This window comes from Streptomyces sp. NBC_01450 (assembly GCF_036227505.1).
Taxonomy (GTDB): domain Bacteria; phylum Actinomycetota; class Actinomycetes; order Streptomycetales; family Streptomycetaceae; genus Streptomyces.
In genome coordinates this window covers 1,883,567-1,907,669 of record NZ_CP109480.1, presented here as the reverse complement: position 1 = coordinate 1,907,669, position 24,103 = coordinate 1,883,567, and the positions used below count along the sequence as shown (strand labels likewise).

At 69.6% G+C, this 24,103-nt stretch carries 33 protein-coding genes and 2 pseudogenes; 14 read left to right on the top strand and 21 right to left on the bottom strand.

Going from position 1 to position 24,103, the window contains the following annotated elements; genetic code table 11:
• Nucleotides 1-27: 27 nt before the first annotated feature.
• Together OG568_RS08765 and OG568_RS08760 are read right to left on the bottom strand one after the other, a co-directional pair.
• Nucleotides 28-399, bottom strand: a complete 372-nt coding sequence (locus OG568_RS08765; protein WP_329530997.1) for a hypothetical protein — start codon at nucleotides 397-399, stop codon at nucleotides 28-30.
• Nucleotides 396-848: an OsmC family protein gene (locus tag OG568_RS08760; RefSeq protein ID WP_329530996.1), complete on the bottom strand. Its 453-nt coding sequence runs from the start codon at nucleotides 846-848 to the stop codon at nucleotides 396-398. The genes OG568_RS08765 and OG568_RS08760 overlap by 4 nt, the downstream gene beginning before the upstream one ends.
• 283 nt (nucleotides 849-1,131) lie before the next feature.
• Here OG568_RS08760 and sqr (OG568_RS08755) point away from each other — a divergent pair, with 283 nt between their 5' ends.
• From sqr (OG568_RS08755) to OG568_RS08740, 4 genes are all read left to right on the top strand, one after another.
• Nucleotides 1,132-2,373: a type III sulfide quinone reductase, selenoprotein subtype gene (sqr, locus tag OG568_RS08755; RefSeq protein ID WP_329530995.1), complete on the top strand. Its 1,242-nt coding sequence runs from the start codon at nucleotides 1,132-1,134 to the stop codon at nucleotides 2,371-2,373.
• 15 nt (nucleotides 2,374-2,388) lie between these two features.
• Nucleotides 2,389-2,706, top strand: a complete 318-nt coding sequence (locus tag OG568_RS08750) for a TusE/DsrC/DsvC family sulfur relay protein (protein ID WP_329530994.1) — start codon at nucleotides 2,389-2,391, stop codon at nucleotides 2,704-2,706.
• A 28-nt stretch (nucleotides 2,707-2,734) separates the two neighbouring features.
• Nucleotides 2,735-3,208, top strand: a complete 474-nt coding sequence (locus OG568_RS08745) for a DsrE/DsrF/DrsH-like family protein (RefSeq protein WP_329530993.1) — start codon at nucleotides 2,735-2,737, stop codon at nucleotides 3,206-3,208.
• A gap of 348 nt (nucleotides 3,209-3,556) precedes the next feature.
• Nucleotides 3,557-3,751 (top strand): helix-turn-helix domain-containing protein, encoded by a 195-nt coding sequence (locus OG568_RS08740; protein ID WP_443077857.1) that lies wholly within the window; start codon nucleotides 3,557-3,559, stop codon nucleotides 3,749-3,751.
• Between the two features lie 10 nt (nucleotides 3,752-3,761).
• Here the strand turns inward: OG568_RS08740 and OG568_RS08735 are convergent, their stop codons facing one another.
• From OG568_RS08735 to OG568_RS08720, 4 genes are all read right to left on the bottom strand, one after another.
• Nucleotides 3,762-4,085, bottom strand: a complete 324-nt coding sequence (locus OG568_RS08735; RefSeq protein ID WP_329530991.1) for a hypothetical protein — start codon at nucleotides 4,083-4,085, stop codon at nucleotides 3,762-3,764.
• A 119-nt stretch (nucleotides 4,086-4,204) separates the two neighbouring features.
• Complete coding sequence (locus tag OG568_RS08730) at nucleotides 4,205-4,963, bottom strand: SDR family oxidoreductase (RefSeq protein WP_329530990.1); 759 nt, start codon at nucleotides 4,961-4,963, stop codon at nucleotides 4,205-4,207.
• A gap of 55 nt (nucleotides 4,964-5,018) precedes the next feature.
• Nucleotides 5,019-5,972, bottom strand: a complete 954-nt coding sequence (locus tag OG568_RS08725) for an SDR family NAD(P)-dependent oxidoreductase (RefSeq protein ID WP_329530989.1) — start codon at nucleotides 5,970-5,972, stop codon at nucleotides 5,019-5,021.
• Nucleotides 5,973-6,114: 142 nt separating this feature from the next.
• A complete protein-coding gene (locus OG568_RS08720) occupies nucleotides 6,115-6,933 on the bottom strand; it encodes an SDR family oxidoreductase (RefSeq protein WP_329530988.1) in 819 nt (272 codons plus the stop codon).
• 151 nt (nucleotides 6,934-7,084) lie between these two features.
• Between OG568_RS08720 and OG568_RS08715 the strand changes: the two genes are divergently transcribed.
• A complete protein-coding gene (locus tag OG568_RS08715) occupies nucleotides 7,085-7,657 on the top strand; it encodes a TetR/AcrR family transcriptional regulator (RefSeq protein WP_329530987.1) in 573 nt (190 codons plus the stop codon).
• A gap of 102 nt (nucleotides 7,658-7,759) precedes the next feature.
• Here the strand turns inward: OG568_RS08715 and OG568_RS08710 are convergent, their stop codons facing one another.
• Complete coding sequence (locus OG568_RS08710) at nucleotides 7,760-8,113, bottom strand: hypothetical protein (protein WP_329530986.1); 354 nt, start codon at nucleotides 8,111-8,113, stop codon at nucleotides 7,760-7,762.
• A gap of 29 nt (nucleotides 8,114-8,142) precedes the next feature.
• Between OG568_RS08710 and OG568_RS08705 the strand changes: the two genes are divergently transcribed.
• Nucleotides 8,143-8,523: a DUF429 domain-containing protein gene (locus OG568_RS08705; protein ID WP_329530985.1), complete on the top strand. Its 381-nt coding sequence runs from the start codon at nucleotides 8,143-8,145 to the stop codon at nucleotides 8,521-8,523.
• A 702-nt stretch (nucleotides 8,524-9,225) separates the two neighbouring features.
• Here OG568_RS08705 and OG568_RS08700 read toward each other — a convergent pair.
• From OG568_RS08700 to OG568_RS08695, 3 genes are all read right to left on the bottom strand, one after another.
• Nucleotides 9,226-9,561, bottom strand: a complete 336-nt coding sequence (locus OG568_RS08700; protein WP_329530984.1) for a hypothetical protein — start codon at nucleotides 9,559-9,561, stop codon at nucleotides 9,226-9,228.
• Nucleotides 9,562-10,258: 697 nt separating this feature from the next.
• Entirely contained in the window at nucleotides 10,259-10,477 is a 219-nt protein-coding gene (locus tag OG568_RS61380) for an IS3 family transposase (protein WP_443077856.1), read from the bottom strand.
• Nucleotides 10,478-10,489: 12 nt separating this feature from the next.
• Entirely contained in the window at nucleotides 10,490-10,687 is a 198-nt protein-coding gene (locus OG568_RS08695; RefSeq protein WP_329530983.1) for a hypothetical protein, read from the bottom strand.
• Between the two features lie 217 nt (nucleotides 10,688-10,904).
• Between OG568_RS08695 and OG568_RS08690 the strand changes: the two genes are divergently transcribed.
• The gene (locus OG568_RS08690; RefSeq protein WP_329530982.1) at nucleotides 10,905-12,008 is read left to right on the top strand and encodes a hypothetical protein; all 1,104 of its coding nucleotides are present in this window, start codon (nucleotides 10,905-10,907) and stop codon (nucleotides 12,006-12,008) included.
• Between the two features lie 346 nt (nucleotides 12,009-12,354).
• Nucleotides 12,355-12,504, top strand: a pseudogene (locus tag OG568_RS08685) (sulfite exporter TauE/SafE family protein); the annotation flags it as partial.
• 19 nt (nucleotides 12,505-12,523) lie between these two features.
• Here OG568_RS08685 and OG568_RS08680 read toward each other — a convergent pair.
• Nucleotides 12,524-12,811, bottom strand: coding sequence for a metal-sensitive transcriptional regulator (locus tag OG568_RS08680; RefSeq protein WP_046729443.1), 288 nt, complete (start codon nucleotides 12,809-12,811; stop codon nucleotides 12,524-12,526).
• Between the two features lie 81 nt (nucleotides 12,812-12,892).
• On the opposite strand from OG568_RS08680, the gene OG568_RS08675 reads away from it, so the two are divergent.
• Entirely contained in the window at nucleotides 12,893-13,480 is a 588-nt protein-coding gene (locus OG568_RS08675) for a rhodanese-like domain-containing protein (protein ID WP_329530981.1), read from the top strand.
• Nucleotides 13,481-13,529: 49 nt separating this feature from the next.
• Here the strand turns inward: OG568_RS08675 and OG568_RS08670 are convergent, their stop codons facing one another.
• The 3 genes from OG568_RS08670 to OG568_RS08660 are packed head-to-tail and all read right to left on the bottom strand — an operon-like array spanning nucleotide 13,530 to nucleotide 16,095.
• Nucleotides 13,530-13,898 carry a thioredoxin family protein gene (locus OG568_RS08670; protein WP_329530980.1) on the bottom strand — a complete coding sequence of 123 codons (369 nt, stop codon included), beginning with the start codon at nucleotides 13,896-13,898 and terminating at the stop codon, nucleotides 13,530-13,532.
• A 50-nt stretch (nucleotides 13,899-13,948) separates the two neighbouring features.
• Complete coding sequence (locus tag OG568_RS08665) at nucleotides 13,949-15,646, bottom strand: aminotransferase class V-fold PLP-dependent enzyme (protein WP_329530979.1); 1,698 nt, start codon at nucleotides 15,644-15,646, stop codon at nucleotides 13,949-13,951.
• Nucleotides 15,643-16,095 carry an OsmC family protein gene (locus OG568_RS08660; protein ID WP_329530978.1) on the bottom strand — a complete coding sequence of 151 codons (453 nt, stop codon included), beginning with the start codon at nucleotides 16,093-16,095 and terminating at the stop codon, nucleotides 15,643-15,645. Before OG568_RS08660 ends, OG568_RS08665 begins: the two co-directional genes overlap by 4 nt.
• A gap of 275 nt (nucleotides 16,096-16,370) precedes the next feature.
• Here OG568_RS08660 and sqr (OG568_RS08655) point away from each other — a divergent pair, with 275 nt between their 5' ends.
• From sqr (OG568_RS08655) to OG568_RS08635, 5 genes and pseudogenes are all read left to right on the top strand, one after another.
• Nucleotides 16,371-17,612 (top strand): type III sulfide quinone reductase, selenoprotein subtype, encoded by a 1,242-nt coding sequence (gene sqr, locus OG568_RS08655; protein ID WP_329530977.1) that lies wholly within the window; start codon nucleotides 16,371-16,373, stop codon nucleotides 17,610-17,612.
• A 17-nt stretch (nucleotides 17,613-17,629) separates the two neighbouring features.
• Nucleotides 17,630-17,947: a TusE/DsrC/DsvC family sulfur relay protein gene (locus OG568_RS08650; protein WP_329530976.1), complete on the top strand. Its 318-nt coding sequence runs from the start codon at nucleotides 17,630-17,632 to the stop codon at nucleotides 17,945-17,947.
• 15 nt (nucleotides 17,948-17,962) lie between these two features.
• Nucleotides 17,963-18,436 carry a DsrE/DsrF/DrsH-like family protein gene (locus OG568_RS08645; protein ID WP_329530975.1) on the top strand — a complete coding sequence of 158 codons (474 nt, stop codon included), beginning with the start codon at nucleotides 17,963-17,965 and terminating at the stop codon, nucleotides 18,434-18,436.
• 1 nt (nucleotide 18,437) lies between these two features.
• A pseudogene (locus tag OG568_RS61375) lies at nucleotides 18,438-18,749 on the top strand (PIG-L deacetylase family protein); the annotation flags it as partial.
• Between the two features lie 263 nt (nucleotides 18,750-19,012).
• On the top strand, nucleotides 19,013-19,150 hold the full coding sequence (locus tag OG568_RS08635; protein WP_329530973.1) for a hypothetical protein: 138 nt from the start codon (nucleotides 19,013-19,015) through the stop codon (nucleotides 19,148-19,150).
• Nucleotides 19,151-19,167: 17 nt separating this feature from the next.
• Here OG568_RS08635 and OG568_RS08630 read toward each other — a convergent pair whose 3' ends face one another.
• The 7 genes from OG568_RS08630 to OG568_RS08605 form a co-directional block, all read right to left on the bottom strand.
• Nucleotides 19,168-19,458 (bottom strand): hypothetical protein, encoded by a 291-nt coding sequence (locus OG568_RS08630; RefSeq protein WP_329530972.1) that lies wholly within the window; start codon nucleotides 19,456-19,458, stop codon nucleotides 19,168-19,170.
• Nucleotides 19,459-19,586: 128 nt separating this feature from the next.
• Nucleotides 19,587-20,192, bottom strand: a complete 606-nt coding sequence (locus OG568_RS08625) for a class I SAM-dependent methyltransferase (protein ID WP_329530971.1) — start codon at nucleotides 20,190-20,192, stop codon at nucleotides 19,587-19,589.
• 219 nt (nucleotides 20,193-20,411) lie between these two features.
• Nucleotides 20,412-20,639, bottom strand: a complete 228-nt coding sequence (locus tag OG568_RS61370; RefSeq protein WP_443077855.1) for a three-helix bundle dimerization domain-containing protein — start codon at nucleotides 20,637-20,639, stop codon at nucleotides 20,412-20,414.
• A gap of 51 nt (nucleotides 20,640-20,690) precedes the next feature.
• Entirely contained in the window at nucleotides 20,691-20,978 is a 288-nt protein-coding gene (locus OG568_RS08620; RefSeq protein ID WP_443077590.1) for a metal-sensitive transcriptional regulator, read from the bottom strand.
• Nucleotides 20,979-21,023: 45 nt separating this feature from the next.
• On the bottom strand, nucleotides 21,024-21,989 hold the full coding sequence (locus OG568_RS08615; RefSeq protein WP_329530970.1) for a sulfite exporter TauE/SafE family protein: 966 nt from the start codon (nucleotides 21,987-21,989) through the stop codon (nucleotides 21,024-21,026).
• On the bottom strand, nucleotides 21,986-22,567 hold the full coding sequence (locus OG568_RS08610) for a rhodanese-like domain-containing protein (RefSeq protein ID WP_329530969.1): 582 nt from the start codon (nucleotides 22,565-22,567) through the stop codon (nucleotides 21,986-21,988). The genes OG568_RS08615 and OG568_RS08610 overlap by 4 nt, the downstream gene beginning before the upstream one ends.
• Before the next feature lie 82 nt (nucleotides 22,568-22,649).
• Nucleotides 22,650-24,035: an MBL fold metallo-hydrolase gene (locus OG568_RS08605; protein WP_329530968.1), complete on the bottom strand. Its 1,386-nt coding sequence runs from the start codon at nucleotides 24,033-24,035 to the stop codon at nucleotides 22,650-22,652.
• Between the last annotated feature and the right edge of the window lie 68 nt (nucleotides 24,036-24,103).

Genomic DNA, 24,103 nt, shown 5'->3' with positions numbered 1-24,103 from the left:
TCTTGTATACCCGGTGGGGTATTCGACTCAGCCGGTGCCGGGCCGGGTTTGTTCCAGGCAGACGGGCGGCAGCGGGAACCAGCGCATCCGCTCGAAGTCGGCCGGCAGCCCGGTAGGTCCGTCGTCGAGGAGGTCGGAACAATGGGCGAACACCTCGCGGGCACGGTCGAGTTGGCCCGACAGCGCCTCCTCGCCCGGCCGGCGGTGGCCAACCGCCGGTGCGGTGATCTGTCCCTCGACGGTGAAGCGCACGTCGGTCAGCCGTAGCGGGGGAGAGGCCGGGCCGTAGACGAGGCGTCGGGGGCCGTAGGGGCCCTCCAGTACCTCATCGTCGCCGATGAGGCCGCGGCGGATGCGGTCCAGGAGAGGGGGCGCGGGTGGCGCCAAGGGCGTCCTCATGACTCCAGCTCGATGCCGATCTCGGGCGGCTGGTGCAGTGTGTTGTGGACCGTGCAGCGCGAGGCGACGGCGAGCAGGGCCGCGCGGCGCTGCTCGGTCAGTCCGGGCGGCGGGGTGACCGTGACGTGCACGGAGGCCACGCGGGCGGGCCGGTCGGTGGCCATGGTGAATTCCGTACGGACGCGCAGTCCGGCCTGGTCCAGGCCGTGGCGGTGGAGGAAACGGCCCGCGTAGAAGGCGACGCAGGTCGCCAGGGACGCGGCGAACAGCTCGGTGGGGGTGGGCGCGGTGTCCGTGCCGCCCGCCTCGACGGGCTGGTCCACCTGGATGCGGTGGCCGCGGATGTCCACGCTGTAGACGTCGTGGTCGACGTGGGTCACCTCGAAGCGGTGCACCTCCGCGTCCTGCGGCTGGTTCGTGCTGACGGTCTGTGGTGCGGTGCCGGTCATGGCCGGGCCCTACTTTCTCTCTCGTCGGCGTCTACTGCTGCCTGGTTCCAGTCGACCGCGGACGGCGTGGCGGATCGAGAGGTCGATGGGGTACGGCGGGGGCCGTTCGGCCCTCGTACGAGCTGCCGCGGCGGTAAACCCTGGCGGGTATTTTCTCAGGGGATTAGCGGCGGGCGGGTGGAGTGCGAGGGCCGGTGGGCGGGCCGAAGGTATACCCGGGTGGGTACCGGGTGGGGACCAGTGGCCCATGTCCGGGCCTCGTCTCTCGCACAACAGTGGGGGCATGGGCAAACACATCGTGATACTCGGAGGCGGCACCGCCGGCACGCTGACGGCCAACCGGCTGCGGCGCATGTACGACGAGGGCGAATGCCGGATCACCGTGGTCGACCAGGACGGCGACCATGTCTACCAGCCCGGCCTGCTGTTCGTCCCCTTCGGGATGGCCGAGCCGCACCACCTCGTCCGGTCCCGCCCGCAGCAGATGCACGCTGCCGTCGACTACAAGCAGGCACGGATCGAGCGGGTCGACCTGGACGCACGGACGGTGTACCTCGGCGGTGGCATCCGGCTGGCCTACGACCTCCTCGTGGTCGCCACCGGAGCCGCGCTGCTGCCGCAGGAGACCGAGGGGCTGACCGGTGCCGGCTGGGGAGAGAAAGTCTTCACCTTCTACGACCTGCCCGGCGCGGTGGGTCTGCGCGACGCCCTGGAGCACTTCGAGGGTGGGCGCGTCGTGGTGAACGTGGCCGATCTGCCGGTCAAGTGCCCGGTCGCGCCACTGGAGTTCGCGTTCCTCGCCGACTGGTACTTCCAGCGGCGCGGCATCCGCGACAAGGTCCAACTGGCCTACGCCACCCCGCTGGACGGCGCCTTCACCAAGCCGGTCGCTGCGAAGGCGCTCGGCGGGTTGCTGGCGGCGAAGGGCATCGAGCTGGTCACCGAGTTCACGCTCGGCGAGGTCGACGGCACGGGCGGCCGACTGGTGTCGTACGACGAGCGCGAGGTGCCCTTCGACCTGGCGGTGGTCGTGCCACTGCACGGCGGCGCCGAGTACGTCGGCCGCTCCCCGGGCCTCGGCGACGAACTGGGCTTCATCCCCGTCGACCAGCACACCCTCCAGCACCCCGAGCATCCCGAGGTGTTCGCGATCGGGGACGCGGCCGGGCTGCCGGCGTCCAAGGCCGGCTCGGTGGCGCACTTCGCGGGGGAGACGCTCACGCACAACATCGGCCGCTTCCTGGCCGGGCAGCCGCTGGACGCCACCTTCGACGGGCACACGAACTGCTTCGTCGAGACCGGCTTCCACAAGGCGCTGCTGATCGACTTCAACTACGACACCGAACCGCTGCCGGGTCACTTCCCGGCCTCTGTCGGCCTGCCGCTCTTGAAGGAGTCGCACGCCAACCACCTCGGCAAGCTCGCCTTCGAGTGGCTGTACTGGCACAGCCTGCTGCCCGGCCGGGAACTGCCCGGCATCGGCTCGGCGATGCCCGAGCACGGCAAGAACCACGTCCACGCCTGAATGAGGAGAACCGTCATGCCCACCGCCACCTACGGCGACACGGCCGTCCCCGTCGACGACGAGGGCTTCTTCACCGACCCCGGCCGGTGGACCGAGCCCATGGCCGAGCAGATCGCCCGTGAGTCCGGCATCGAGGCGCTCACCGACCGGCACTGGACTGTCATCCGCTTCATGCGCGCCGAATACGCCGCCAAGGGCACCGGCCCCACCGTGCGGGTGCTCGGCAAGACGTCCGGCGTGAGCGTCAAGGAGCTGTACCAGCTCTTCCCGAAGGGCCCCGCCAAGACCGCCGCGAAGATCGCCGGAATCCCCAAGCCACGCGGCTGCATCTGACATCTCTGCCATCGAGGAGCGTGCCGCCATGGCCGACACCGCCACGATCGAGAAGGTCTCGATCATCGTCTCCAAAGGATCCCTGGAAGGGATCTACCCGGCCCTGATCATGGCCAACGGCGCCCGCGCCGAGGGCATCGAGGCCGACCTGTTCTTCACCTTCTTCGGCCTCGACGCCATCACGAAGAAGCGCTGGGAGCACATCAAGCTGGCCACCGTCGGCAACCCCGGCCTGCACCTGCCCACCCTCCTGGGCGGCATGCCGGGCGTCCCCGACCTGGTCACCCGGTACATGGAACGCAAGATGGACAAGCTCGACATCCCGCCGATCCCCGAGTTCATCGAGATGATCGCCGATACGGGCGCCGGCATCTACGCCTGCAAGGCGTCCGTCGACCTCTTCGAACTCGACAAGGAGGACCTCGTCGACCAGGTCCAGGGGATCATCACGGTCGGCGAGTTCTACGAGCACGCGGGCGGCGGCCAGATCATCTACACCTGAGAAGACCGGTACCGGGCACGGCCTGCCGGACGGAGTGCGGCGCGTGCCGGCGGTGGTCGCCCTTCCCGACGACGAGTGCTCCGGGCTGGGCAGCCTGCTGGTCCTGCTGTGCGACGGCCGCGTACCCACGACGGCGCTCTGCTTCACCCGACGGTGAGGCGTCCACCCTGCACGGCAGGCCCGGCGACCAGCACACGGTCCGGGCGGAGGAACTCGCCTGCGCCGCACGGGAACTGGGCGTCCATCGCGTGGAAGGGGTCGAGTAGGAACCATGCAGAGAGTACAGTTTGCTGTCACATGATTTGACACCCTGACTGAACTGGCTGTTCGCTGTGCCGCGTGGATGAGATGAGTGACCCGCGGGTGGGGTTCCTGCGCTCGGATGTGGAGCGGTTCTGCCAGCAGCTGGACGTGCTGGCCACGCTCTGCGACATCCTCCACTGCACTCCGGCAGACCTGATCGCCACCTCGGCTCAGAACCTCCCAGCTCGCCGCGCGGTCGGTGAGGAAGCACCGATTGACCTGACTGCCCGTCGGCCCTAGCGGGTCCGCCTCACCCCTGAATCATGAGCCCGGCACACGACAGGGGTGTGAGTCCTCTTCCTGCGGCATCGCGTTGGATCTGGTCAGCCAGACGCCGGGCGAGCCGGTCGGCGAGGGCCTGCGGCGCATCCGTACAACCGGCGAACCCGATCACCCGCCCCAGCTCGCTGCGGGCCGCGGCTTCCACCAGGCGGCGGTCGACCCGGTCCAGGCTCGCCCGCACCGGGTCGACCGGGGCCAGAACGGCCCGCAGATCCTCCGGCGGCAGCGGCACCCTCCCCCGCTGCTGCCAGCCCTGACCCGCACCGGCCCCGCGGTCCGCTTCATGCGTCACCGACTGACCGACAGGCGGGCAGTAGGTGACAGGGGATCACCACCGCTGGTGCTCGCTGCCGAGAACCGGTACGAGCGCGTCGGCCAACCCTGGCTGTGCCGCCCGATGGCGCGACGCGGTCACTGCAGCGCGCCGCCAGCCACTACCAGACCCTGCCCGCTGACCCAGCCGGCCAGGTCCGAGGCCAGGTACTCGGCTGCGTCGGCGACGTCGTCCACGGTCCCCATCCGTCGGCCGATGCGCCCGGGCTGGCTGGTGACGAACTGCCGGATCGGGTGATTCGGGTCGGCCGCGGTGAAGACGCCCGCGCCGTCGATCGCCGTCGGCATGATGGTGTTGACGGTGACGCCCCGGTCCGCGAGCTCCTGCGCCAGCACCCGCACGACGTAATGCGGCGCCACCTTGCTCGAGCCGTACAGCGCCTCACCGGCGAACGGAAGAGCCGCCGTGCTCGAACTGATGTAGATGATCCTGCCGTTGTCGACGACGTGACGGGCCGCTGCCTGAAGGGTGAAGAAAGTGCCCTTGGTGTTGATGGCGAACTGACGGTCGAACTGTTCCTCGGTGATCTCGACGAAGGGAATGCTGATCAGTTCGATGCCGGCGTTCGCGACGGCGATGTCGATCTGCCCGAATTGCTCAAGGGCCTGGGCGAAGAGCTGCTCGATGTCGGACACCTTGGTCATGTCGGCCTGTAGGGAGAGCGCTTTGACGCCCAGCTGCTCGATCTCCGCGACCGTGGCGTCCGCTGCCTCCCGGTTGGCGGCGTAGTTTACGACGATGTTGGCACCGCGGGTCGCGTAACGCAGCGCGATCGCTTTGCCGAGACCTCGCGCAGAGCCTGTGATCAGGGCTGTCTTGCCTGTCAGATCGGTCATTTCTCGCTCATTTCAGCTCGGTTCGAACGTGTCGCTCCCAGTGCCGGGAGGGGCACTAGATCAAGGACTCGGATACGGCCCAAAGACGCGCGGCGTTGTCGCGGTCGAGGGCGTAGGGGGCGACACCGGCGATGGCTCCGGCGCGCTCGGTGACGGGTTTGGCCTCGGCGCAGTCCTCGTAGTAGCGGCCGGTGACGCCGGCCACCGCCGGGGAAGCGGCCATCAGGACGGAGGTCGCGGCGCCCTGCTGGACGGTCTTGCCCGGCGGCAGGGCGAGTTCGCCCGCGGCCATCATCCCGGCCACCGCCTCCATGTCGGTGTTGCGGGCCAGGCCGGTGTCGCCGACGTTGCCCGGCATCACGGCGTTGACGCTGATCCCGTCGTCGGCCCAGCGTTCGGCGGCGGCCACGGCGAAGTGGACGACAGCCGTCTTGGACTGCCCGTAGGAGGTCCACGGGTCGTAGGGGCGATAGCGGTAGTCGAGGTCGTCGAAGACGACCGGGGAGAAGAGGTGCCCGATGGAGCTCACCGCGACGACCCGGGCGCCGTCCGCCGCCGCGAGCGCCGGGTGAAGGCCGGCGGTGAGGGCGAAGTGGCCCAGGTGGTTGACACCGAACTGCCATTCCCGGCCGTCAGTTGTGCGGGCGATCTGGGGTGGCGCCATCACTCCGGCGTTGTTGACGAGGATGTCCAGAGGACCGTCCCAGGCCGCCACGAACGCAGCCACCGTCGACCGGTCGGACAGATCGAGCCGGCCAACCGACAACTTTCCCGAGCCGGACGGAAGTCCCGCCTCCAGGCGCGCCGCCACCTGCGCGCCCGCGTCGGTGTTCCGGACGGCCAAGGTGACGTCGGCGCCTGCCGCAGCGAGTGCGCGGACAGTCTCCACCCCGATCCCGGAACTGGCTCCGGTGACCACGGCGCGGCGGCCGTGCAGGTCGACGCCGTCGATCACTTCGGCGGCGGTGGTGGTCGCACTGAACGTGCGGGGAGTCTGAGGTACGGGCATGAACTGTGTCTCCTGATGTGTGAGAAGCCGAGGACCACGTCACGTGTGGTCACTGTCGAACGAGTCCGACACTCGGCAAGGGTTGGCCGCCAGGCCCAGGGGGTGGGAGGGGTTCCTGCGTGGCCGGGCTGTGACGGGTTGGTCAGCCCTGCGCGATCCGGGAGACGTGCTGCCAGTCGGCCCAGGTCTTGAGTCGCTCGGCGTAGAGCGGCTCGATGATCTCGATGGGCTCGGTCCCGAACATCACGCGCAGCGGCGGGTTCTCCGCGTCGACGATCTGCAGCAGGGCGGCGCCGGCGTTGGCCGGTTCGCTGTAGCGGGCCTCGCCCATACGGGCCGCCATGGCCTCACGGACCGCGTCGTAGGCGGGGTTCAGCACGGCGTGCGTAGCCGAGGAACCGGCCCAGTCGGTGCTGAAGCCGCCCGGCTCGACGATGGTGACCTTGATCCCCGCGCCGGCGACCTCCTGGGAGAGGGAGTCACTGAAGCCCTCCAGCGCCCACTTGGATGCCTGGTACGCGCCCAGCGACGGGAAGGCGGCGACGCCGCCGACGGACGAGACCTGCACGATGTGGCCGCTGCCCTGCGCGCGCAGGATCGGCAGCACGGCCTGGGTTACCCAGAACGCGCCGAAGAAGTTCGTCTCCATCTGGTCGCGCACCTGCTGCTCGGTGACCTCTTCGACCATGCCGAACAGTCCGTAGCCGGCGTTGTTGACCACGACATCGAGGCGGCCGAACTTCTCGTGCGCCGCGGCCACCGTGGCGGCGACGGCCGCCTTGTCGGTGACGTCGAGTGCCAGTGGCAGGACCGCGTCGTCGCCGTACTTGGTGACCAGATCCTCCAGCGTCGCCGCGTTCCTCGCGGTCGCGGCGACCTTGTCCCCGCGCTCCAGCGCGGACTCGGCGAAGGCGCGGCCGATGCCGCGTGATGTGCCGGTGATGAACCAGACCTTGCTCATTGCTTCTCCTTGAGGGATGGCCTCCCGGGGCTGCTGCCCCCGGCGACGGTTTCACCATAACCCAGAAAGTTAGACGAGTCCAAAGATAGCCTCATCCAGAAATACATCCGTCTAGAAATCGCACGTAGTATGGGCTCATGGGAGGAACCACATGAACCTGCGCGAGCGCAAAAAACTGGCGACCTGGCGTGCCATCCAGACCGCCGCGCTGCGACTCTTCGACGAGCAGGGCTACGAGGCCACGACGGTCGAGCAGATCGCGGAGGCGGCGAATGTCTCGCGCGCCACCTTCTTCAACTACTTCGCCGGCAAAGATGCCGCGGTCCTGGACCAGGATCCTGAGGAGCGGCTCGACTGGCAGGCCCTGATGGATGAGCGTCCTGCGGACGAACCGCTCTGGGACTCGCTCACCGCGATCCTGACGGGTTTCTGCGAGAGTCTGCGCGACCGCATGCCGCTGCAACGCCGTCTCAAGGCGCAATCACCCGCCTTCGCGCAGTCGGCCCAGCGCTTCGGCGAGCAGTTCTTCAACGACCTGAGGCGCTGGGCGGAGTCCCGCAGCACCGGCGCCGACGAATTGACTCCCATCCTCCAGCTGAACCTCGCGGTAGCCGCCACGATCACCGCCTACGAGACCTGGCCTGCGGAAGAGTCTTTCAACGGGTATCTGCGACGCCTGGAACGCTGCCTGCGGCAAGCCGGCCCCGGCACGCCCGTCGAGTGACCGGTGGGGGAAAGCTTCTGCCTGTGGCGGAGGTAGGCCGGTGGCCGAGTGGGGTTCCCCGCCCTGGGTGAGCACTACTGCCCGGCCCTTGGGCGCGCTCGGTCAGGACACGCCGCAGGGCGGCGGCCTCGGGTCGCCGCGGACCGGCATCCCCCGGCCGACCCCGGCGCGTCGCGCGCCGTGCAGCGCGGAAGCGAGTTCCGCGAGGTGCGCGGCGGGCTCCGCCTCCAGGCCGAGCGCCGTCAGCACGGTGGGCTGGGCGGACTCCCAGCGGTCCCCGGCCAGGAGTTCGGCCCGCGGATCGCCCCACCGGTCCCCGCCACGGGCGCACACGTCCCGGCGGCGCAGGGCGCGGTGGAGATGCTCCAGCACACAGAACGAGTACGCCGCCTTGTCCGCGAGCCCCGGCTCGGCTCCGGGGGCGGCGAACACCAGCCGCCGCCACGACCCGGTCACCAGCTCCCGCTCGACCTCGGCGGCCGCGAGTGCTCACCGGTAACCGGCTGAGCCAGCAGGCGTGGGCGCTGGCCCCGAAATTGCTTGAGGCTCGAGCATGCTGGCTGGCCGACGAGCGGGTCCATGAGGTGCACCCCGAGGTGTCCTTCTGCGCCTTGGCCGACGGGGTGCCGCTGGCTTACGCCAAGAAGACCTGGCGGGGCCAGCACCTGCGCCGCTCTCTGTTGGCCCAGGCCGGGATCGTGCTCCCGGAATTGCTCGGTGAGGCGGATCGCATTCCCGCGGACGACGTACTCGACGCTGCCGTCGCGGCCTGGTCGGCACACCGGATCGCACTGGGGACCGCGGACCGGGTTCCCGAGGTGTCTGAACTCGACGCGGAAGGCCGCGCCGTCGAGATTCGGTTCTGACCAGCCGCCGGATGTCGGGTCTCCTCGCAGGATCCTCAGTATGCCAAGGGAGTTGAACGAACCGTTCGCCCTGCTTGCGATGGGAGTCGCCCGCGCCGATCGCGTTCGGCGTCGGTGGGGGTGACGGACGAAGCGCGACGGTCTGCTGGATTGACGCCCGCTTGACGAGACCGTGGTGATCATCTGCCCGATCGGTCCGGGGACGGTGCCCGACGCCGGCGACATCGCTGACACGACGGTGAGCGGGCGTGACCCCCGCCACTTCGTACAGGTCGATGCGTAGGAGACCGCCGTACCTGCGCGCGGACTCGCTCGGCGGCCCGACCTGCGACGACGGTACGACGAGACGTACCGTATGCCGGGCGCTTCGCTCGTTCTGCGGCGCAGGAGCCAGCCGTAGGCGGTGTCGGCCTCGATGCCGCCGATCGTTCCCGCATATGGCCAGCGGTCCGTGGAGGACCGATCCTGGCCCCTCTCCGCGCATTTCGAGAGCGCTGAAGTCGGCCGATCTCCCAGAAGGACTCAAGACGACTGAGGCATGACACGGGTGAGCCATGATGTGGAAGCTGCGCGCTGGGGGTGGCGGCGCCTGTTGGGGGTGGAGAGGTGCAAGAACTGGGGAAGAACGATCCGCGTGACTGCGGCGGCTTCCGATTGCTCGGCCGGTTGGCCTTTGGAGGCCCGGCAGCAGGGGCGTGCCAGTCAGCGGGGTCCGAATCCGCAGTGGGTCCGGTGGACGGAGTGGTAGGCCGCGATGATGCCAGCGACATAGCCACGGTTGTACTCAGCGGACGCCCCGGGCTTACCGCTCCGTCCACGGGAGTCGCCGCGGACACAGTCCCGGGCGTATACCAGGCCGTCCCGGTATCCGTCCTTGTAGCCCTGGTCGTAGGGAGCGATCCTCAGGGAGCCGGGCTGCACAACCGCCGCCGGGGCAGACGGTGCCGCGAATGCCTGCGTGTTTGCGGACAGCGGGAGCAGAAGTGCTGTGGCAGCCACCGGGCTTGCCAGAAGGATGCTGAGTCGCTTCGCATGCATGGCTTTCTCCTTGGCCCGTAGCAGATCACTGGTCACAAGCCGTCACCGACTCAGCCGAGTGACTCCACTTCTCGTTGCTTAACCAGGACGCATGTGGTCGGGGCGGGCTTCTGTCCGCGTTTGAGGCATTTGTCGCAGTCGACAGTACTGTTACTCATGATCTTTGCGTGGTGTCGTCGGACTAGTCAGAGAGAACCTGGCTCAGGGCCGATGCGGCCGCGCGGCACGTGGCGCACGAAAGCCTCCCTGACAGACTAGGCCGGGTGGTCCCGGGCCGCGACCTGAGACTGTCGCGCAGGTAGGCGGCGTTGAACATCCCGGTAGCAGGCCAGGCATAGTGCCTCAGGGTCATGGAGTTGTGGACGCTCTGTGATCAACGGGGGGGGGCGTGCCCGTCATGGCTGACTGAAGTTTCCCCGTGATCGTTGATCTTGGAGACTTGATCTCTATGTCGCGAGGGCGTGTTGGTGCCGCTGCCTGGTCTCAGCTGGGGTGAGGTAGCCGAAGACCTTGTGCTGGCGGCGGCGGTTATAGAACGTCTCGATGAAGGCGAAGACCTCTGTGCGGGCGGTGGCCCGGTCCGGCCATGCACGGGTTCAGATCTCTTCTTTGGGGAGGGTCCAGAAGCTCTCCGCGGCGGCGCTGTCGAAGCGTGATCCGGTGCGGCCGCAGCTTTGCCGGAGGTTCAACTTGCCTATCAATCATTGGAATTGACCGGACGTTGTATTCGCTGCCGCGGTCCGAATGCGCTATGCGGGCGGGCTGGAGCCGGCCGCGTCCCGCGGCCATCAGCGGCGCGTCGATGACGCGAGTGCCGCCTGCGGCGATGGGCGCCCTGGATGCCCCGCTCGCACATGACTCGGGCGACCCGCTTGCTGTTCACGCGCCGTGCCAGACGCCGCAGTTCGGCATGGATGCGCGGGACGCCTTAGGTCTGGCGGGAGGCGACGTGGATGACGGTGATCTCGTGGGTGAGGGCCTCGTCGGCGGTCTGCCGGGCGGCTCGGGTCTTCGCCGAGGCGAGCCAGGCGGAGAAGGAGGAGCGGGCCACCTTCAGCAGCCGGCACAGGAAAGCGACACTATGGGTGGTCTTCATCGCCTCGATGAACGCGTATGTCTCGTTCACCGATCGACGGCGTCGGTCTTGCCGTGCTTGCGGCGCAGGACGCGGTCGGGCTGATTGACCTCGACAACGTGGATGGTCTCCCGGCTCAAGAAGCGCGCCAGGGCCGGGGTCGCCCCCGCGGGTGTACACGTAGATCACCTGTAGATTGTGCACCACTCAACAAAAATGTGGCGGCCCTGTGAGGATTCGCGGCCGGAATTGAGGGGGGGTATGGGTCGTGGCGGAGGTTGTGCACATCGCCCTGGTTGGTGACGCCGTCGCGATGTGCGACGCACCCCTGGGGCGTGGGGTGTCCCGGGCGGACGAGCCCGAGCAGGCGACCTGCCAGGAGTGCATCGACACGTACATCGAGGGCTGGGCGGCAGCGCGGGAGGGCCTGCCAAAGAGGGTTCCGTCCATGCCCGCGTACCCGCCGTCATCCCGCCGCCCCACGGCCGTGCGGTACGTGGTGATGGGTGCTGCTGCCGGACTGGCCGTGGCGGGGACCGTCTACTGGACTACCTCCGGCGACGGCGGGAACAGCAACATCGCCGTCACCGTGGTCGATTGCTCGCGGTCGGAACTCTACTATGACGGCGGTCCGATGCTGCCCGCCAGGGTTGCGCAGATCCAGTTCGTGAACGAGGCGGACCACACGGAGAGCTTCGCAGCCCAGGTTGACGGTGTGACGCTGCAGGGCCAGGACGGCAATCCGGCGCGATACACCCTCGCACCCCATGACTCAAAGGTCATCAGCTTCCCGATGAACCCGACCAAGTACGGCAACAGCGAGGGAGCCTGCTACGCGCTGAACGTCCGGGCAGCCGCGGAGGCTCAGCCCGGCGCCAACAACGCCGCCGACGCCCCTTCCGCCGGATCGCCAGCAGGCGACACATCAGACCCGGCGGCTGGCCCGGACCCTACACCCACGCCCGAGGACACTGCCGCGGAGGCTGAAGCATCCCAGTCCGCTGCCGCCAAGGCGTCGGCCTCGGCCAGTGCGGCTCTCGCTGCTCTCCAGCACCGGGCCCTGGCCCGCACCTACACGCTCGGCGACTACACGGTGAACCTCACCAACGCCGACCCCTCCGGGTATGACATCAACGACCAGCAGATCTACATCGCCGGCACGGTGACCTCCCACTCCTCCGACACCGGCACCATGAAGCAGTTCGGCGTCGTCGTCACCCTGCTGCGCGCGAACGGTTCGGTCGACACCAGCGGGACACTGTGTGTCGAGCTCATGGGCGGCACCTCCGACGCGGTCGACACCACTACAGACGGCGGCACGCCGGACTGGACCTCGATCCGCATCACGCGCAGCCCCACGACGCCATGCTGAACGTGTCAGACGGCCTCGCCGAGCGAGGCTGTCGTCCGGTTCGGACCAACGCTGTGCAAGTGTGCGAGATCCCGTGGGTTCGTTCCCGCTTCCGTCCCTCGTTGTACGGAGAAGAGTTCGCCGACGTCCGTGTCATGCTGAGGAAGCAGCGTCGAATTCACGGCTTGTCGAAACCGTAAGCATGCTCAAAGCACATCGGGCACAGATCGCGGCGGCCGTCTTTGGTGGGCACCACCACACTTCCGCAGCCGTACTCGCATGCGACCAGCTCCTCGTAGCTGTTGCCGCAGGAGAAGCACAAGGGACTGGGTCTGTCCGGGGCGGCGGCGGTGCGCGCCTCTAGGACCTCGTGGGCCCCTTCGTCGGGGCCGCGATCCTCGGCGCCTGGGACGGCAAGCGGCTGTCCGCGAAGATCTCCGGGCACACTCTTCAGCGGATCTTCGCCCTGGTGCTGCTGGCCGTCGCCGCCTTCATGCTCGTCGACGCGGTGGTATGAGGCATACCGTGACGCATGATCACGCCAGGGACAGGAACAGTTTCTCCAGCCGGGCCCGCATCGCCTCCGGGTCCTCGCCGTTCTTACGGCCGGACTCCATGTCCGTCACGCACTGCTGAAGGCCCGTCGCGATGATCGCGAAACCGGCACGGTCCAGCGCGCGCGAGGCTGCGGCGAGCTGTGTGACGACCTCCTCGCAGTCCCGCCCCTCCTCGATCATCCGGATCACACCGGAGATCTGACCTTGTGCCCGGCGCAGCCGGTTCAGTACGGCCTTCAGCTCCGCACCCGCAAGATCCAGTTCCACGACCACTCCTCGAAAAATACCCCTAGGGGTACTGTACGTCCCGGTTCGGGACGGCATCGACCACCAAGGATCACACCTGTCATGACCCATTACCCCGCTCCCGTCGCCCTCGGTACCGACCAGGCCCGCATCCGGCTGCACGAGCTGACCGTCATCGACGTGCGCACGCCCGCCGAGTACGCCTCCGGGCATCTGCCCGGCGCCCTGAACATTCCCCTCGACCACATCCGGCGGGCGCTGCCGGAGATACGGCAGGCCGCCGAGCGCGGTGACGTCCTCGTCGTCTGCGCCTCGGGCGCCCGTTCCGAGAACGCCTGCAAGCTCCTGGCCGAGCAGGGCATCACCACGGCGACCCTCGCCGGCGGCACCGGCGCCTGGGCCGCCGAGGGACACGAACTGCACACTCCGGCGGCCTGCGACACCCGGGCCGGCTGGAGTATGGAACGCCAGGTGCGCTTCACCGCCGGCGCCCTGGTCCTGCTCGGCGTCGCCCTCGGGGCGTTCGTGCACCCGGCCCTCCTGCTGATCTCGGCCGGTGTCGCCGGCGGCCTGGTCTTCTCCGCCCTCACGAACACCTGCGGCATGGCGGCCGTGCTCGGCAAGCTGCCGCACAACCGGCCGCGCGCGGCCGACCTGAACGCCGCGCTCGCCGCCCTCCGCAGTCGCTGAACACTGCGCTCCAGGGGCACCCGTGAAGACTCCGTGGGTGCCCCGAGCGTCAGTTCGCTCCCGCTGAGCCCGATGCCTTCCGGCGCACGTCCGTCATGTCGACGGCCCGGATCCTGCCGATGAACTGCTCCAGCGCCGGCGGCGGCAGCGCGCCCGGTTGCGCATACAGGACGGTCCGGTCGCGGACGGCGACGAGTGTGGGGATGGACGAGATCCGGAAGGCCCCCGTGACTGTGGGCTGCGCCTCGGTGTCGACCTTGCCGAAGACGATGTCCGGGTGACGCTCGGCGGCCTCCTCGTAGACGGGGCTGAACATCCGGCACGGTCCGCACCAGGCCGCCCAGAAGTCGATCAGCACGATTCCCGAGCCTGTGACGGTCTCCTCGAAGTTGTCCCTGGTCAGTTCGACGGTCGCCATGGGTCCCCTCTCCTCCCTTATACCCGGTGGGGTATCTGAATCCACTCGGTTCAACCGCTGCCGGGTCGGTTTTGTTCCACGCAGGCGGGCGGCAACGGGAACCAGCGCATGCGCTCGAAGTTGGCCGGCAGCCCGGTTGGGCCGTCGTCCAGGTGGTCGGAACGGGCGGCCAACACGGTACGGGCGCGGGCGAGTTGACCGGTAAGTGCTTCCTCGCCCAGCCGGCGGTGGCGGGGCGCTGGGGCGATCAGCCGGCCGTCGGCGGTGTAGCGCACATCGGTCAGCCGCAGCGCCGGTCCGGCGGGGCCGTCGCGGTGGCGCCACTGCCCGGTGTGCGGGTCGAAGCGGTAGTCGGGCAGCAGCCGGTGGCCGTGCGTGGCGATCAGGTCGACCGCGTCGATGAGGTAGTCGCGGACGGTGTCGCTGATGAAGTAGTTGAAGTTGACGCGGGTCCAGCCGGGCTTGATGCCGTCGCAGCCGTGCTCGACCTCGTCGAGCAGGGCGTGGGAGGTGGCCGCGGCGATGGCGAGCAGGCGGTGGCCGTACGGTCCGGCGCACGAGCAGCCGCCGCGGGCCTGGATGCCGAAGAGGTCGTTGAGCAGGGCGACGACGTAGTTGTGGTGCAGATAGGAACCCTCGCCGAGGCGGATGCGGAGCGAGATGATGGAAAGCCGTCGGGCGTGGTGGTTGCCGAGGATCTGGATGCCGGGGTTGCGGTCCCAGCGTGCGAGCGCACGTTTCCAGTGCCGCTCCTCGGCGGCCTGGATGGTGTCGGTCCCGACGGCCTGCTTGAGGGCGAAGACCAGCCCGGCGCGGATGGACTCCACGATCGCCGGGGTGCCGCCCTCCTCGCGAGCGACCGGGTCGTCGAGGTAGCGGTGACCGAGCGGGTCGACAAAGGCGACGGTGCCGCCGCCGGGCGCGGTGGGCACAGGGTTGCGGACCAGCTCACGGCGTACGACGAGGACCCCTGGGGTCTGCGGGCCGCCGACGAACTTGTGCGGGGACAGGGAGAGCGCGTCCTTGTGGTCGCCCGCGCCGGGAGGGCTCTCCCTCATCCGGATCGGGACGTACGGGGCGGCGGCAGCGTAGTCCCAGAAGGAGAGGGCGCCGTACGCGTGCAGCAGCCGTGCGACGCGATCGGCGTCGGTGAGGATGCCGGTCACGTTGGAGGCGGCGGAGAAGCTGCCGATGCGCAGCGGCCGTACGGCGTACCTGCGCAGGCCCGCTTCGAGCCGGGCGAGATCGACGTGTCCGTCCGGGTCCTCGCCGACGACCACGACGTCGGCGACCGACTCACGCCAGGGCAGTTCGTTGGAGTGGTGCTCGTACGGCCCGACGAAGACCACCGGGCGCTCGGCCGCGGGCGGCTTCTCGGGGCGGCGCAGTTCCAGGATGCCGACCAGCTTGTTCACCGCGGCGGTGGCGCCCGAACCGCAGAAGACCACCAGGTCGTCCTCGATGCCTCCCACCGCGTCGCGGACGATCCGGCGGGCGTCCTCGCGCAGCCGGGTCGTCTGCAACCCGGTGCTGGAGCTCTCCGTGTGCGTGTTGCCGTAGCGCGGCAGCACCCGCTCGCGGACGAAGTCCTCGATGAAGTCCAGCGAGCGGCCGGAGGCGGTGTAGTCGGCGTAGACGATCCGCTTCGGGCCGAAGGGGCCGTCGAGCACCTCATCGTCGCCGATGAGGCCGGCCCGGATGCGGGCCGGCCATGCCGACGGCACATCCGGTGTCGAGGACGTGCTCACGACTCCAGCTCTATGTCGACCTCGGGCGGCTGGTGAAGGGTGTTGTGGACCGTGCAGTGCGAGGCCACGGCCAGCAGGCCCGCACGGCGCTGCTCGGGGAGATCCGGCGGCGGGGCGATCACGAGGCGCAGGGAACTGACGCGCGCCGGGCGGTCGGCGGCCATGGTGAACTCCGCGCGGACGCGCAGCCCGGCGCGGGGCAGGCCGTGCCGCTGGAGGTAGCGGCCCGCGTAGAACGCCACGCAGGCTGCCAGGGAGGCCGCGAAGAGCTCGGTCGGGGTGGGTGCGGTGTCCGTGCCGCCCGCCTCCAGAGGCTGGTCGACCCGGAGGCGGTGCCCGCGGATGTCCACCGTGTAGGCGTCCTGCTCGGCGTGGATGACCTCCAGGCGATGGTCGTCCACGGGCTGCGGACGGCTCGTGCTGAGGGACTGGGGTGTGCTGCCGGTCATGGCCGGGCCCTTCTCGCTGGTGTCGGCTGCTCCGGATTCCAGTCGACCGCTGAGCACGGGGGCGGGGCGAGGGGCCGACGGGGTGCGCCGAGGACCGTTCGGCCCTCGTGCCCGCTGTCGCGCTGGTATACCCTGCCGGGAATTTTCCAGTGGGTTCGCGCGGCTAAGCGGCCCCTGGGGCGTGTCGGGCGCCGCCGAAGGCATACCCGGGTGGGTACCCGACTGGGTCCGAGTGGCCCATGCCCCGCTGTTATCTCCCGCACGACAGTGGAGACATGGGCAAACACATCGTGATTCTCGGCGGCGGCACCGCCGGCACCATGACGGCCAACCGCCTGTGCCGCACGTACGACGAGAGCGGATACCGGATCACGGTCGTCGACCAGGACGACGACCACGTCTACCAGCCCGGCCTGCTGTTCGTCCCCTTCGGCCTGGCGGAGCCGCACCACCTCGTGCGGTCCCGCCCCCGGCAGCTGCATGTCGGCGTCGACTACAAGCAGGCGCGGATCGAGCGGGTCGACCTGCCGGCGCGGACGGTGCACCTCGCCGGAGGTATCCGGCTGGACTACAACGTGCTGGTCATCGCCACCGGGGCCGCGCTGCTTCCGGAGAAGACCGAGGGGCTGACCGGCGCGGGCTGGGGCGAGAAGGTCTTCACCTTCTACGACCAGCCCGGCGCGATCGGCCTGCACCACGTCCTGGAGCGCTTCGACGGCGGCCGCGTCGTGATCGACGTCGCGGACCTGCCGCTCAAGTGCCCCGTCGCGCCCCTGGAGTTCGCGTTCCTCGCCGACTGGTACTTCCAGCGGCGTGGCATCCGCGACCGCGTCCAGCTGATCTACGCCACCCCGCTCGACGGCGCTTTCACCAAGCCGGTCGCAGCGAAGGCGCTGGGCGGGCTGCTGGCGGAGAAGGGCATCGAGCTGGTCTCCGAATTCACGCTCGGCGAGGTCGACGGCGCCGGCGGCCGACTGGTGTCCTACGACGAACGCGAGATCCCCTTCGACCTGGCGGTCGTCGTGCCGCTGCACGGCGGGGCCGGCTACGTCGGACGCTCGGCGGGGCTGGGTGACGAGCTGGACTTCGTCCCCGTCGACCCGCACACCCTCCAGCACCCCGACCGGCCAGAGGTGTTCGCGATCGGGGACGCGGCGGGACTGCCGGCATCCAAGGCGGGATCGGTGGCGCACTTCGAGGGGGAGGTATTGGTGCACAACATCGGCCGGTTCCTGGCCGGGCGGCCGCTGGACGCCTCCTTCGACGGGCACGCCAACTGTTTCGTGGAGACCGGCTTCCACAAGGCCCTGCTGATCGACTTCAACTACGACACCGAACCGCTGCCCGGCCATTTCCCGGGTCCGGTCGGGCTGCCGCTGCTGAAGGAGTCGCACGCCAACCACCTCGGCAAGCTCGCCTTCGAGTGGCTGTACTGGCACAACCTGCTGCCCGGCCGGGAGCTGCCCGGCCTCGGCTCGGCCATGCCCGAGCAGGGCAAACACCGCACCCACGCCTGAACCAGAGGAGCACCGCCATGCCCACCGCCACCTACGACGGCACCCCCGTCCCGGTCGACGACGAAGGCTTCTTCACCGACCCCGGCCGGTGGACCGAGCCGATGGCCGAGCAGATCGCCAAGGAAGCCGGCATTGACACACTGACCGACCGGCACTGGACGGTCATCCGCTTCATGCGCACCCAGTACGCGGAGAAGGGCACCGGACCCACCGTCCGTGTCCTGGGCAAGACCTCCGGCGTGAGCGTCAAGGAGCTCTACCTGCTCTTCCCCAAGGGACCGGCGAAGACCGCCGCGAAGATCGCCGGTATCCCCAAGCCCCGCGGCTGCATCTGAGGAGCGCGAGCTGTCATGGCCGACACCGCAACGATCGAGAAGGTCTCGATCATCGTCTCCAAGGGGTCCCTGGAAGGGATCTACCCGGCTCTGATCATGGCCAACGGCGCCCGCGCCGAAGGCATCGAGGCCGACCTGTTCTTCACCTTCTTCGGCCTGGACGCGATCACGAAGAAGCGCTGGGAGCACATCAAGTTGGCCACCGTCGGCAACCCCGGCCTGCACCTGCCGACCCTGCTGGGTGGCATGCCAGGGGTCCCGGACCTGGTCACCCGGTACATGGAACGCAAGATGGATAAGCTAGACATCCCGCCGATCCCCGAGTTCATCGAGATGATCGCCGATACGGGCGCCGGCATCTACGCCTGCAAGGCGTCCGTCGACCTCTTCGAACTCGGCAAGGACGACCTGGTCGAGCAGGTCCAGGGCATCATCACCGTCGGCGAGTTCTACGAGCACGCGGCCAGCGGCCAGATCATCTACACCTGAGATGGCCGGCACAGGCACGGGATACGGTCTGCCGGACGGAATACGGCGTGTGCTCGTGGTGGTCGCCCATCCCGACGACGAGTCGTTCGGCCTGGGCGGCCTCCTGGCCCTGCTGTCCGACAGCGGCGTGCCCACGGCAGTCCTCTGCTTCACCCACGGCGAGGCGTCCACCCTGCACGGCAGGCCCGGCGACCTGCACACCGTACGTGCGGACGAACTCGCCCGCGCCGCAGGTGAACTGGGCATAGCACGCGTGGAACTGACCGGACATCCGGACGGAGCTCTGGACGACATCCCGGTGCCCCGCCTCGCCGCGGACGTGACCCGCCTCATCGGCGAGCAGCACCCCAGCCATCTGCTGGTGTTCGACACGGGGGTGTCACCGGCCACCCGGACGACCGACAGGCCACGAGCGCCGCGCTGTTCGCCGCCCGCCGGGCCGGTGTCACCGTGCTGTGCCGGCCCTGCCGCAGGACGTGGCGGACCGGTGGAACGCCGAGTTCGGCACGTCCTTCACCGGGCGGGACCCGGCCGGGTGCCGTGTCGTCGAACCGGTGCCGCGGCAACGCCAAAGCCGTGCCATCACCTTCCCCCAGTCTCGGCTTCGCTCGACCGGGAGGGACCCCCATCGCCAGCCAGTCCTCCGACCACCCCGTGCTCTGGCGCCGCCTGGAACTCCTGCGCGACCGGGAGTATCTGAAGGCTCTGGAGTGATCCGGTGAGACGCCTGGTCAGGGCGAGAGGGAGTGCCCGCGCGTCGGAACGACGGGCTCGGTGCCGCGCTCGGCCAAGCCGGCGTGCAGAAGGAGCAGACGGGCCAGGTCACGCGCCTCGTCGGAGGTGAGCGCCGCCCACACACCCGGTTCGCCGCCCTGGTCCCTGCCCACGTCCAGGGTGACCCGGCTGATGGGCCGGTCCGCGGGCGCGAGCCGCAGGCGCCGTACGGCGATCCTGCGCCCGCAGGTGGTCACGATGCAGCCGTCCTCGCTCGTAGGGGGACGGTCGTGTCCTGCCGTAGCCATTGCTCTCACGCTCCTTCGCCGGGTCGGTGACGGTTCCCGGCGGGTGTCGTGTCGGCTGCGACTCAGATACCTGGCGGGGTATCAGTGTCAGCGTCGTGTGAGGCAGCGTTGTTCCCTGCACGCGGCCGTCATCTGCGTATGGCGCGGACGAGCGCGTCGAGGGCCGTGCGGTCGACGCCCTCGGCGTCCGTCACCGGGCGGGTGACCGTCTCGGCCCGCAGGATGTCGGCGTACGGTCGCCACAGGTCGGCGACCTGCTCGGCGGTGTACAGCACGCGTGGGTCCTGCGGGCCGCCGTGACCGTGCTCGGGATTGGCCGCGTCGTGGCCGACGAGCAGCAGGGTTCCGCCCTCGCGTACGGCACTGGCGGCCCTGGGCAGTACCTGGGCCATGTCCGGCCACGGCAGGTGAAGATACGCGAACAGTGCCAGGTCGTACGTCGCCTCGCGGGGAGCCCAGGCCATGAGATCGGCGCGGACGGTATGCAGCCGCACACCCCGGTCGACGGCCAGCCACTCGGCCTTCTCCAGCGCTACGGCGGAGAAGTCGACGGCATCCACGTCCCAGCCCCGTTCCGCGAGCCAGACGGCGTTGCGTCCCTCGCCCGCGGCGATGTCCACCGCCCGCCCGGACGGCTCCAGACCGGCCAGCTCCTCCTCGACGAACCGGTTGGGCCCGGCCTTCCACACCAGCTCGCTGCCGCGATACCGCTCGTCCCAGTCCGCTGCGTCCATCGTGTGCACCTTATTCCTCCGGGTGAGTGGAATGCTCGCCTGTACCGATACGGTCGTCCGGGTCCTCCGCGTCGTCCCCGGCGAGCAGATACGGGTAAGGACAGCTGCTGGGGTCCGGGGCGATGCAGGCGTTGCAGGGACGAGATCGGTCGAGAACGCACTTCGGGGCCGGTCTCATGCCGCACCGCCTGCATCGCCCCGGGTGTCGAAGCCGGCGGACTACTGCCGCGAGGCGCGCTTGAAGGCCATAACGGGAACGTAGTGCCGAACGCGCGCGTCCGCGAAGTGCGTGAACGCCTCTGCCGCTGCCGTCGCCGGTGTATCGGACGGGACCTCCGGGAATCGGCTCATGAGTCGGGCCTGGACGTGTTGGCGGGCGCGCGGGTCTGCCGCTGGTGTCGATGGACCGGCCGGGCGGGTGCCGGGGCAGCGGCCGCCCGGCCCGATGGCCGACCCGGTGATGACGGGGGGGAGCCCCCTGAGATATGGCGCCCGGGATCACGCGAGAGCCAGGAACAGTTTCTCCAGTTCGGCCTCGGTCAGCGGAGGGATGTGTCCCTGCTGCCGTTCGGTCAGGCACTGGCGCATGCCACCCGCCACTATCTTGAAGCCGGCCCGGTTCAGGGCGTGGGAGACCGCGGCCAGCTGGGTGACGACGTCCTTGCGGTCGCGTCCCGCCTGGATCATGGCGATGACCGCGGCCAGCTGTCCCTGCGCCCGACGCAGCCGGTTGAGCACTTCGGCCCGCGAGTCGTCTTCCTCGTTCACGACTGCCGTGTCCTTCACGGGACATCTCCTTGGGGCGTGTTCGTCGGAGGCGGGGATGCGCTGCTATGTGTCGAGCGGCGAACGGGTGGCGTGGCTGGACGTCGTGTCCTGGCGTGAGGGACGCAGGTCCGTCCGTCCGTCTCCCCCGCCCGCAGGGCCTGAGGCTTCGTCGTCCCGGTCCGGCGTTCGCCCGGAGCGGCGCAGCACGTACCAGCTGAACAGGGCCCCGGCGGTCGCGGCCGTCGTGGACCAGGCCCATGGACTCGTCACGAGGGTGTGGCGCACACCCGGGGGGATCTGCTGGGCCAGCACGAAGACGCCCATGGCTGCGACGAACCAGCCGAAGGCCCTGCGCAGCGCGTCCTGCGGGATGCGCCCGGCGAGACGGCCGCCGATCAGGCTGCCGACGACCGCTGTCGACGTGACGACGGCCGCCAGCGTCCAGTCGATGTGCACGCCGGAGAGATGCCCGGCGAACCCCGCGAACGACTGGAGGGCGATCACCTGCAACGACGTGGCGGCGGCGACGGGCATCGGCAACCCGCCGAACAGGGCCAGCGCGGGGACGATGAGGAAGCCGCCGCCGGCACCGACGAGCCCGGTGACGAGGCCGACGGCGATGCCGTTCCACAGGACGGGTCCTATGGGAAGTTCGTGGCGGATCTGCTGCGGCTTCCGTCGGCCGCGGATCATGACGGCGGCGGTGGCGATCATCATGAGGGCGAACAGGAGGAGCAGCACGGTGCCGGGGACGAACGCCGCCAGCCGGCCGCCCGCGTACGCGCCGCTCATGCCGGCCACGCCGAACAACAGCCCGGTGCGCCACCGCACCCGTCCGGCGCGGGCATGCGGGACGACTCCGGCGGCGCTGGTCACGCCGACGACGAACAACGAGGTGGCGATGGCCTCCTTGGTCCCCATCCCGGCGAGGTAGACGAGGACCGGCACGGTCAGGATGGACCCGCCCCCGCCCAGGACGCCCAAGCCGGCCCCGATCAGCAGGGACGCGGCGACGACCAGGGCGATCACGACGGTCCTCGCAGGACGGCGACAACCGTGTCGATGTCAGTGCGCGGGCCGCGGTTGTAGGGGAGCTTCGACAGCAGCATGCCCAGCGCGCAGGTGTTGGTGAGCGCGGCGACCGTCAGCCCGGCCCCGACGGCCGTGCCGATCAGGTGCAGTCCGGGCAGGAACAGGCCCGCGATGCCGGTGACCACCACGATGGTTCCGGCGACCAGGCGCACCTGGCGTTCCAGGTCCCAGCGTGCCGGGCCCCGGGTGAGCGGGCCTCCGGCGGTCTCCCACGCCATGACGCCGCCGTCGAGGACGCGCAGGTTGGGCAGTCCGGCTTCGGCCAGCGCCTGTTCGGCCTGGGCGGCGCGAGCGCCGGAGCGGCAGATGAGTATGACGTCCTCGTCGAGGTGGTGCAGCAGTTCACCGCGGTGCTCGCGCAGGGTGTCGAGGGGCACGTTGTAGGAGCCGGGGATGTGAGCGGTGCGGAACTCGCCGGGCGTACGCACGTCCAGCAGGCGCGGGCCTTCGCCGTCCTGCGTCAGGTCGCGCAGGGTTGCGGGATCGAGCCGGGGTTTGTCGGCACTGGTGGTCATCGAGGGTTCCTTGCTGTCGCTGAAGCGGCTGGCGGGGTAGGCGGCGGCCGATGGTTTCGGCCGCCGCCCGGCGTGCGGTGGATCAGACGTCGGCCGATGCGGGCAGGGCGAGCCAGGCACCGTAGCCGCCGAGAAGGTCAGAGACGTCGGCGCGGCCCTGGTGGCGCAGCAGGCTGGCGGCGATGGAGGAGCGGTGGCCGCCCGCACAGTGGACGACCAGGGGCCGGTCGGCCGGGATCTCGTCGGTGCGGCGGGCGAGTTCGGCCAGGGGGATGTGCAGGGAGCCCTCGATGAAGCCTTCTTCGCGCTCGGCGGCGTTGCGCACGTCCAGGACCAGCGGACGTTCGTCGCTGTCGAGCAGGCGGCGCAGTTCGTCGGCAGTCAGGCGGCTCGCCTGTTCGATCTCGTCGGCCAGGGCGGGGAAGGCGCCCTCGGGTTCGCGCAGGTAGCCGCCGACCTTGTCGAAGCCGATCCGGGCGAGCCGGGTGACGACCTCCTCCTCGCGGTCTTGCGGCGCGATGACGACGACGTCCTGCTCGGGGGCGACGATCATGCCGGCCTGCTCGGCGAAGCGGCCGTCCGCGGGCACGTTGACCGAGCCGCGCAGATACCCTGGGGCGAAGTCCTGCGGCGAGCGGGCGTCGACCACGACCGCTCCTGCCGCGCGCCGCTGCATGAACTCCTCGACGGAGAGCGGGCGGGGCGCGGAGGCCGCGTCGAACAGGCCATGCTCCTTGCGGTTGAGGATGGCGTCGTAGACGAAGTACGCGGGCGCGGACGGCTGTCCCTCGGTCACCAGCTCCACGAACCTCTTCTCGCTCATCGGGCGGCAGGCGTAGTTGGTGGCGCGCTGTTCGCCGATGGTGGACTGGCGCTGGGTGGAGAGGTTCTTGCCGCAGGCGGATCCGGCGCCGTGCGCGGGGAAGACCCGGACGGCGTCGGGCAGGGCCATGAGCTTGTTCTGGATGGTGTCGTAGAGCATGCGGCCGAGTTCGTCGGCGGTCACGCCGATCGAGGCCAGCAGGTCGGGCCGCCCGACGTCGCCGATGAACAGCGCGTCCCCGGTGAGGACGCCGTAGGGGACGGCGTCGGCGGCGTGCTCGTACACCAGGACGCTGATCGACTCCGGCGTGTGGCCGGGGGTTTCGAGGATCTGCAGGTGCACGTCGCCGAGGCTGATGCGCTCGCTGTCGGTCAGCTTGCGGATCGGGTACTCGGCCTCGGCGCGCTGCCCGTAGCCGATCCAGGCGCCGGTGCGGTCGGCCAGCTCCAGGTGGCCGGCGAGGAAGTCGGCGTGGAAGTGGGTGTTGACAACGGCCTCGATGGTGAAACCGTGCTCGGCGGCGTCGGTGAGGTATTCGGAGACGTCGCGGCGGGGGTCGACAACGACGGCCCGGCCGGTGGTCTCGTCGGCGATCATGTACGACGCCTGGGAGAGGCAGTCGAGGTAGTACTGAGCGAAGAACATCTTAGGGTGACCTCCGTGTCGGAAGAACGGGATTGTTCATACCCCTGGGGGTATACGAGAGGGTCTTG